4 protein-coding genes are annotated in these 8,900 nt (G+C 69.8%); 3 read left to right on the forward strand and 1 reads right to left on the reverse strand.

Annotation, left to right across the window (positions count from 1 at the left end; translation table 11 throughout):
- Positions 1–135: 135 nt before the first annotated feature.
- Complete coding sequence (treS, locus tag I6U14_RS17540; protein ID WP_296901086.1) at positions 136–3,645, reverse strand: maltose alpha-D-glucosyltransferase; 3,510 nt, start codon at positions 3,643–3,645, stop codon at positions 136–138.
- A 378-nt stretch (positions 3,646–4,023) separates the two neighbouring features.
- Between treS and I6U14_RS17545 the strand changes: the two genes are divergently transcribed.
- The 3 genes from I6U14_RS17545 to malQ form a co-directional block, all read left to right on the forward strand.
- A complete protein-coding gene (locus I6U14_RS17545) occupies positions 4,024–4,209 on the forward strand; it encodes a hypothetical protein (RefSeq protein WP_296901087.1) in 186 nt (61 codons plus the stop codon).
- 323 nt (positions 4,210–4,532) lie between these two features.
- Positions 4,533–6,455 (forward strand): malto-oligosyltrehalose trehalohydrolase, encoded by a 1,923-nt coding sequence (gene treZ / locus I6U14_RS17550; protein WP_296901088.1) that lies wholly within the window; start codon positions 4,533–4,535, stop codon positions 6,453–6,455.
- Positions 6,456–6,500: 45 nt separating this feature from the next.
- Positions 6,501–8,900, forward strand: a 2,400-nt coding sequence (gene malQ, locus I6U14_RS17555; RefSeq protein ID WP_296901089.1) for a 4-alpha-glucanotransferase, incomplete at its 3' end; no start/stop codon positions are given.

Consider the following 8,900-nt stretch of genomic DNA (forward strand, 5'->3'; position numbering starts at 1 on the left):
GCGTTTTCGCTTCGCGTGCTGAAAATGGGCAGGAAGCCCATTTTTCAGCGTCTCCATAGAGGAGCCGGAACACCGCGTTCTCTGGCTCCGTCCGAAGACGGGAAAACCAGGGCCGATGAATCGGCATCGATCCAATCAGCCACCTGACGCCGCAGCAGCATCCTGGTGCAGGCTCAGCACTGCGGCGATGGCCGCGGCCAGTTGCGCCGGTGGTGCCTGCGGGCTCGCCGCAACCGCCGCCTCCAGACAGTCCAGCGCGCAGCCCAACGCGAGCGCCCATGCCGCTTCCGCGCGCTGCGCCGGGTCTGCTGCGAGCAGAAGTGAGCCCTCGGCTGCGGCGGCGTGGGCCGCGAGCAGCCGGTCGACGGTCTGCCGCCGCCAGGTCGCCAGCGGCTCGACGAGGCGCGGGTAGATGTCCGGGTGCTCCGCCCGCTGCCGCTGCTGCAGCTGGGCGACGGCGGTGTGCAGATCGCAGATCAGGGTGCCGAGGTCGCTGAGCGGCGGCCGTTTGGCGCGGCGCTCGGCGGGTGGCCGGTGAGCGGGTCCGCCGGCATCGATGAGGACAGGCTCGCTCTGAGCCACCAGCACCCGGGCGAGGCGAAGGTCGCCGTGGATGCGGCAGCGGAGGGGGCCGAAGCCGTGGCGGCTCAGCCTGTCGATGCCGGCGTGCAGCTCTGTTTCGGCGGCCAGCAGACGGTCGGCAGCTTCAGCGGCGGCGGCAGGGAGCGCGTCGCGCCGGTCGCGCAGTGCGTCCACCGCGCGGACGGCCGTGGCTTGCAGCGCTTCGCGCAGGCGCTCGTGATCCGCTTCGGCCATGGGCTCTGGGCGGAAGGCGCCGTTGGCGGTGTCTTCGTCGTCCCTCCCATGAGCAAGCGCCGCGTGCAGCTCGCCAATGCGGGCGCCCAGGCGGTCCGCCAGCTCGGCGAAGCCGATTTGGCCCGGGTCCTCACGCCAGGCATCGCCACTGCCGGCGGCAAAGTATTCGTCGCATAGACGTTGCAGCAAGTCGCGGACGCGCGCCGCGAGGTTGCCCTGGTTCGGCACGTATTGTTCCAGCAGCGCCAGGGTGCAGGGGGTGTTGCCGCCGCGGTCATCGTCGAAGTGCCCGTCGATGTGGCCCGCCAGCGCCGGTGTGCCCGGGAAGCGGGCCGACTCCGTCAGGTGGCGGGCGATCTCGACCATGGGGTCTGGCACCTGGCCCACACGGGATTGTGCGGGGCCGGACGGCGCGCCGGCAGCCGCCTCGGACGGCTTCTCTGCCCCAGCCGCCGGCGCGCGGCAGTGGAGCGTCTTGAGGATGAGCCGGTCGCCGAGCACGGTGGCGTTGTCCGGGTCCTCGGTCAACGGGTGCACGTCGGCCTCTGCGCAGCCCGCCAACAGCTCCAGGCAGGCATCCGTGGGCCTGAGCGCCAGGTGGCCGCCGCCGAAGGGGATCTCCTCGCCGGTGCCGATGGCGCAGGCCAGGGTGCGCACAAAGCCGGCGTCCGCCAGAGCTTCGAACAGGAACCCGGGTGTCGCCTGCCGGCGCACCTGCGCCAGGGTCGTGGCCGCTGCCGGCACCGTGCTGAGGGCCGTGCCGTCCTGCTGCCAGACAATGGCCAGCGGGAGGAACAACCACTCCGTGCCGGCATCACCGCGATCCAGACGAGTCAAGGTGAGGAGCCAATCCCGCCAGAGGGCGGCGGCTTCTATGGTCACCGGCGGTACCGCCTGCGCAGTAGAGGCCCAGCGCGCCGCCAGATAGCGGGGCAGCACATGGTTTTGCAACAGCGCGACCGCCCGCAGCGCCGTGCGGCGGCGCGCCGCGCGCTCCGGCAGCAGGCTCAGCCAGCCTTCGGGTAGGACCAGGGTCCGCAGGCGCGGGGCGGCCACGCGCTCGTCGTGCCAGGCGGGCGCCGGCACGTCGGTGGCGAGCCGGAACCAGTAGAAGCCGTGCCCGGGCAGAGTCAGCAGATAGGGCAGCTCGCCAATGGGCGGGAAAGGCGTCTGGCCCAAGAGCTCGATGGGCACGCGGCCCGCATAAGCGGCGAGGTCCAGCTCCACGGGCTGGGCGCCGCGGCCGAGGTTGGCGACGCAGAGCACCACCTCGTCCGGCTGGTCGGCAGGGGCCACGGCCGGTGCCGTCGGTGCAGCAGTACTGGCTGCGTCCGAGGTCGGCGCCAGTCCCTCCGATGCCGGAAAGCGCCGCACATAAGCGAGGATCTTGCGGTTGCCGGGATGCAGGAAGTCGATGCTCCCGCGGCCAAAGACCCGGTGCTGCTTGCGCACTTCGATGATGCGCCGGGTCCAGTTCAGCAGGGACGCCGGCGCGCGACTCTGCGCCTCCACATTGACAGATGGGTAGCCGTAGATCGGGTCCATCACCGGTGGCAGATAGAGCTGCTCCGGATCGGCGCGGGAGAAGCCGGCGTTGCGGTCCGGCGACCACTGCATGGGCGTGCGCACGGCGTTGCGATCGCCCAGGTAAATGTTGTCGCCCATGCCCAGCTCGTCGCCGTAGTAAAGGATCGGCGAGCCCGGCATGGAGAGCAGCAGACTGACCATCAGCCGGATTTTGCCCGGATCGTTGCCGAGCAACGGCGCCAGCCGGCGACGGATGCCCACGTTGATGCGCATGCGCGGGTCCGCGGCATAGGTCTGGTACATGTAGTCCCGCTCGCGGTCGCTGACCATCTCCAGTGTCAGCTCATCGTGGTTGCGCAGGAAGATGGCCCACTGGCAGTTGGCCGGAATCTCCGGCGTCTGCTCCATGATCTCGACGATGGGATGACGCTCCTCCTGCGCCAGTGCCATGTACATACGCGGCATCAGCGGGAAGTGATAGGCCATGTGGCACTCGTCGCCGTCGCCGAAGTAGTCGCGCACGTCCTCCGGCCACTGATTGGCTTCCGCCAGGAACACCCGGTTCTTGTAGTGCTCGTCCACGACCGCGCGCATCTGTTTGATGACGGCGTGGGTCTCGGGCAGGTTCTCGTTGTTGGTGCCGTCGCGCACGCATAGATACGGGATGGCGTCGAGCCGCAGCCCGTCCACGCCCATGTCCAGCCAGAAACGCATGACGCGGATGACGGCGCGCACCACCTGCGGGTTGTTGTGATTCAGGTCCGGCTGATGGGAGAAGAACCGATGCCAGTAGTACTGGCCCGCCACTGGGTCCCAGGTCCAGTTGGAGGACTCGGTGTCGGTGAAGATGATGCGGGTTTCGGCAAAGCGGCTGTCGTCATCGCTCCAGACGTAGTAATTGCGCTTGGCCGAGCCCTTGGGTGCCCGCCGCGCGGCCTGGAACCAGGGATGCTGGTCCGAGGTGTGGTTGACGATGAGCTCAGTGATGACGCGGATGCCGCGGCGGTGGGCGGCGCTCACGAAGCGGCGAAAATCCCGCCGGCTGCCGTAGGCCGGGTGGACATTGCGATAGTCGGCGATGTCATAGCCATCGTCGCGCATAGGCGACGGGTAGAAGGGCAACAGCCAGATGCAGTCCACGCCCAGGTCGCGGATGTAGTCGAGCTTCAGCGTGAGTCCGCGGAAGTCGCCGCTGCCGTCGCCGTTGGTATCGAAGAAGGCCTTGACGTGTGTCTGGTAGATGACCGCGTCCTGATACCAGAGTGGGTCGGGTGCGGGTTGCGTCTCGGTGATGGTGGTCATCCGCCGGGTCCTGTTACTTCCGAGGTCTGATCTGGGGCGCCCGCCCCTGGTTATCGTTGGATGCCGACACCCGAGCGGGGCGGTGCTTCAGACCGACGAGCGCACCGGGTCACCGGCGCGACACCGGTTGCCCATTGGCCAGGGCCGAGGGCCGGACTCCCATAGCACCGCCAGCCCTTAAAAATTAGCCCTCCAACGGTGACGCTGGGGCGATTGGTGGGACAAGCGGTGCAGACGAGGCGCCGGGCAAGCGAACGGCCGGGCGTCACTCCAGCTAACGTTTGAGGCAATGCAAGCAGAGAGCCAAGCGCCGAACCGCGCCCGACCCCGGAGTCGATGCGGGCACTCGGTTGTGCCTGGGGCCACCAGTTGAGCCGCATGGAAAGTGACAAGGTCAGCACGAACGGCACCCGAATGTTCCGCGCGGCGCGGACGCTGGCAGCATCGCAGACCAAGGCGGGACGCACCCAGAAAACCGACTGCATTGCGCTGACGGCGATGGGATGGGCTCGCGGCTGCGCTTGGCAGCTGCCGGGGCATTCGGCCCAGCGCGGGTGCAAATGACCCACTGCTCCCGGTGCAGCTGGCGTCGACGAAAACACGCGGGCGAAAGGGCTGGCGAGGCGGTGCCTCATTGGCCAGGAGCGAGGGCTGAGGGTCGTAGTCTCCCGCCGACGACGCAACTGCGCCTCAGCCCTTGGCCCCTTCGCCCTTTGCCCTTGGCCCTTGGCCCTTGGCCGCGAAGGTGTCAGGGACAAGCAATGGCATCGAGCGCTTGACGCATCTGTCAATATTCGGGGCAGTCAAGCAATCGACTTGGTACGCCTTCTGCTTAATCGGTTGGAAGGAGCACCCTCGGAACCGTCAGCATCCGCGCAGGAGCCACGATGACCGTCATTCGCCACGCCATGCCCTTCGGCGCCCAGCTCACCGCCGACGGGGCCGTGCGCTTCCGGCTTTGGGCGCCGGGGGCAGAGCGGGTGGCGCTGGAGCTCGACGGCCGCGCCGCGCCCGAGCACTTGCTGGATATGGCCGCGGTGGGCGACGGCTGGCTTGAGCGGGTGACGGACCTGGCAGGTCCCGGCAGCCGTTATCGCTTCCGCATCACCGGCCCGCGAGTGGAGGGCGAGCAAGCCGTACCGGACCCGGCCTCACGCTCTCAGCCCGACGGCGTCCATGGCGCGAGCGAGGTCATCGACCCGGGCGCATACGCTTGGAGCGAGGCAGAGCAGCGCTGGATGGGCCGGCCGTGGGAGACGGCCGTGCTCTACGAGCTGCATCTTGGCACCTTCACGCCGGAGGGGACGCTGACCAGCGCCGCGCGTCGCCTGCCGTTCCTCAAGGACCTGGGCGTGACCGCGGTGGAGCTGATGCCGCTGGCCGCCTTCCCCGGCGCCCGCGGCTGGGGCTACGACGGGGTATTCCAGTTTGCGCCCTTCGCGGGCTACGGCCGTCCGGAAGACTTGAAGGCCTTTATCGAGCAGGCCCACGGCCTCGAGCTTATGGTCTTTCTGGACGTGGTCTACAACCACTTCGGGCCCGAAGGCAACTACCTGCACCTCTACGCGCCGCAGTTCTTCACCGAGCGCCACCACACGCCTTGGGGCGCGGGCATCAACTTCGACGGTGAGCACAGCCGCCCGGTCCGGGACTTCTTCATCCACAACGCCCTGTACTGGATCGAAGAGTACCGTGTCGACGGTCTCCGGCTGGACGCCGTGCATGCCATCGCCGACGACAGCGAGCCCGACATCCTGACTGAGCTTGCGGCGGCCGTTGCCGCCGGCCCCGGGCGCGGACGCCGCGTGCACCTGGTGCTGGAGAACGACGCCAACGCCGCCCGCTATCTGGCGCGTCGGGCCGACGGCAGCCCACAATCCTACGTCGCCCAATGGAACGACGATTTCCACCACGCCGCCCATGTGCTGCTCAGCGGCCAGACGGACGGGTACTACGAGGACTATGCCGCGCAACACGGCGCGCCCCCTACCTACTGGCTCGCGCGCTGCCTCGCCGAGGGTTTCGGCTACCAGGGGGAGCGCTCCGCCTTCCGCAACAATGCGCCCCGCGGTGAGCCCAGCGGCCGCCTGCCGCCTACCGCCTTCGTGAGCTTCCTGCAGAATCACGACCAGGTGGGCAACCGGGCCTTCGGCGAGCGCCTGCACCAGCTCACCTCTGCGCGGGCGCTGCGGGCGGCCACCGCCGTGCTGTTGCTGGCGCCCACCCCCCCGCTCCTGTTCATGGGCCAGCCGCGCTGTGCGGACAGCCCCTTCCTGTTCTTCTGCGATTTCGGCGAAGACTTGGCCGACGCCGTCACCACAGGCCGCCGCCGGGAGTTCGCCCGCTTCGAGCAGTTTGCGGACGAGGCGGCGCAGGCGGCCATCCCGGACCCTAACGACCCGGGCACCTTCACCCGCTCCAAGGTCGACTGGGCGCTGCTGGATGAGCCCGAGCATCGCGCGTGGCTCGACTTCCACCGCGGGCTGCTCGCGCTGCGCCAAGCGGAGATCGTGCCAAGGCTCGCGGGCATGGACGGCCATGCCGGTGGCTTCGACCTCATCGGCGACACAGGACTGGTTGTGCGCTGGCGCCTCGGTGATGCCAGCCTGCTCACGCTCGTCGCGAACCTCGGCGGGACGGCGCTGGCGGTGCCTGGCCTACGCCACGATGGGGCACCCGGCCGGGTGCTCCATATCGAGCCCATGGATGCCGGAAAGGCCCTCACCGACGGCCGCCTGCCGCCCTGGACCGCCGCCTGGTACCTGGCGAGCGATGAAGACACCGACGCCCCGACGGCGCCGGCTACCTGAGCCCGCAGCCGGAGCCCGCAACCGGAGCGCACAGCCGACACCCCCATGGCCAGCGACGACGCCCTACACCGGCTCTGCGAGCATTTCGGCATCGTCGAGCGTTATGTCGATGTGCAAGGCCGCGAGCATGACCCGAACGCTGGCACCCAGCGTACCCTGCTGCGAGCGCTCGGCGTCGCCGCCGGCGACCCGGACACCGAGCGCGCGTGCCTGGAGGCGGCCATCGACGCCGACTGGCGCCGACAGCTCCCGCCCGTGCTGGTACACCGTCTGGGTGATCGAACGCCGACCCTGGATCTGACACTGCCGGAGACCGAGGCCCGACGGCTGCGTGCTGTGCTGACGGCGGAAGACGGCACCGAGTCAGCGTGGCGGGTCGATTTACAGGACTTGTCCACGACCGCCACCCGGGAGCTCGAGGGCGCCGCCTGGATCTCCCGACGCCTGCCGGTCACGCCTCCGGCACATATCGGCTATCACCGCCTATCGCTGTATGCCGACAGCGACGGCGACGCTGCCAAGCCGCTTGCCGAGACCACCGTCATCGTCGCGCCGCGTCGCTGCTGGCAGCCGGACACCGGCCCCGCGCGCGGCTGGGGGCTGGTGACCCAGCTGCCGCTGGTGCGCTCCGGGCGCAACTGGGGCATCGGCGACTTCACCGACCTGACCCGCCTCGTGGAGCTCGCCGCCGGGGCCGGCGCCGGCATGCTCGCGCTGAACCCGCTGCACGCCCTCTTTCTCACCGAGCCCGAGCGTTGCGACCCCTACGGTCCCGCCAGTCGCCGTTGGCTGAGCCCGCTCTACATCGACGTGGAGGCGGTGCCCGAGCTTGCCGAGTGCGACGACTTGCGCGCGCGCATCGACGCCGATGCCTTCCAGGCCCGACTGCGGGCGCTGCGCGGGGACCCGCTCGTCAACTACGCCGGCGTGACCGAGGTCAAGCTCGACATCCTGAGCCGGCTGTTCCGCCACTTCCGCACCCAGCACCTGGACACGGACGGCGAGCGAGGCCGCGCCTTCCGCATATTCTCGGAGGCGGGCGGTTCGGATCTGCAACGCTTTGCGCTCTTCCAGGCTATCGCCGAGCAGCTGGCGGCAAAGCCGCCAGCGGACACGGCATCGGTCGCGCAGACCGGCTCCTTCGATCACTGGCCTGCCGCGTACCGGGACCCGCAGTCACCGGAGGTTCTGTCCTTTGCCCGTGAGCACGCCGAGCGGGTCGACTTCTTCGCCTGGCTGCAATGGCTCGCGCGCCAGCAGCTGGACGCCGCCGCTGTACGCTGCGAGTCGCTCGGCATGCAGCACGGGCTTTGCCTTGACCTCGCCGTGGGTGCCGCGCCCGACGGCGCGGACCGCTGGTCGGCCCCTGGAAGCTATGTGGCCGGCGTGCATGTCGGCGCACCGCCGGACGACTTCAGCCCCAAGGGACAGGACTGGCGTGTGCTCGCCTGGCACCCGCAGCGCCTGCGCGAGGCCGCCTATGGGCCCTTCGCGCAAGAGCTGCGTGCCAACATGCGCGCGGCCGGGGCGCTGCGCATCGATCATGTCATGGGGCTGATGCGGCTCTTCCTGGTGCCGGCGGGCACTGATCCAGCCACAGCCTCCTATGTGGCCTATCCATTCCGAGACCTGCTCGGCGTGCTGGCGTTGGAGAGCGTGCGCAACCGCTGCATGATCATCGGCGAGGACCTGGGCACTGTGCCGGAGGCCGTGCGCACCGCCATCCCTGAGTGGGGCCTCCTCTCCACCCGGGTTTTCTACTTCGAGCGCGATGCCGACGGCGGCTTTCTCCCGCCCGAGGACTACGCGCCCAATGCGCTTGTCACCGCCGGCACCCATGACCTGCCGCCACTCAGGGGCTTCTGGGCCGGTGTCGACCTGGAGCACCGCCGAGAGCTGGCGCTGTTCCCCACCGAGGCGGACTACACGGAGCGCCTCCTCGCCCGCACCAACGACCGCGCCCGGCTGCTGCTGGCCTTGGCGCAAGCCGACCTGCTGCCCGCCGACGGCAGCACCGACCCGGTGGCGCTGCCGGAGCTGACACCGGCGCATATCACGGCAGTGCAGCGCTACCTGGCGCGCACGCCCGCAAGGCTGCTGCTGGTGCAGACGGCGGACCTGCTCGGCGAGACGGAGCAGGTGAATCTCCCCGGCAGCGGCACTGGACACCCCAACTGGCGCCGGCGCCAACCGCTGGAGCTCGAGCACTGGCTCGCGGAGCCCGCTGTCGCCGGCGTGCTGGAGGCCATACAAGCCGAGCGCGGCGCGTCGGGGAGCACGGAGGGCCCGGCCGCTGCCACCCTGGCGGCCGGCCCGGGCGAGGCAGCCAAGGCGCTCCCCGCGACCATTCCGCCCGCAACCCAACGGCCCCACCGCCCAGGCGGCTTCCGCCTTGCCCCCGCCCCGCCCCCGGTGCCCACACCCCCCCCCCCGGGCGGGGACCAC

This window comes from Thiohalocapsa sp., from assembly GCF_019695415.1.
Classification (GTDB): domain Bacteria; phylum Pseudomonadota; class Gammaproteobacteria; order Chromatiales; family Chromatiaceae; genus Thiohalocapsa.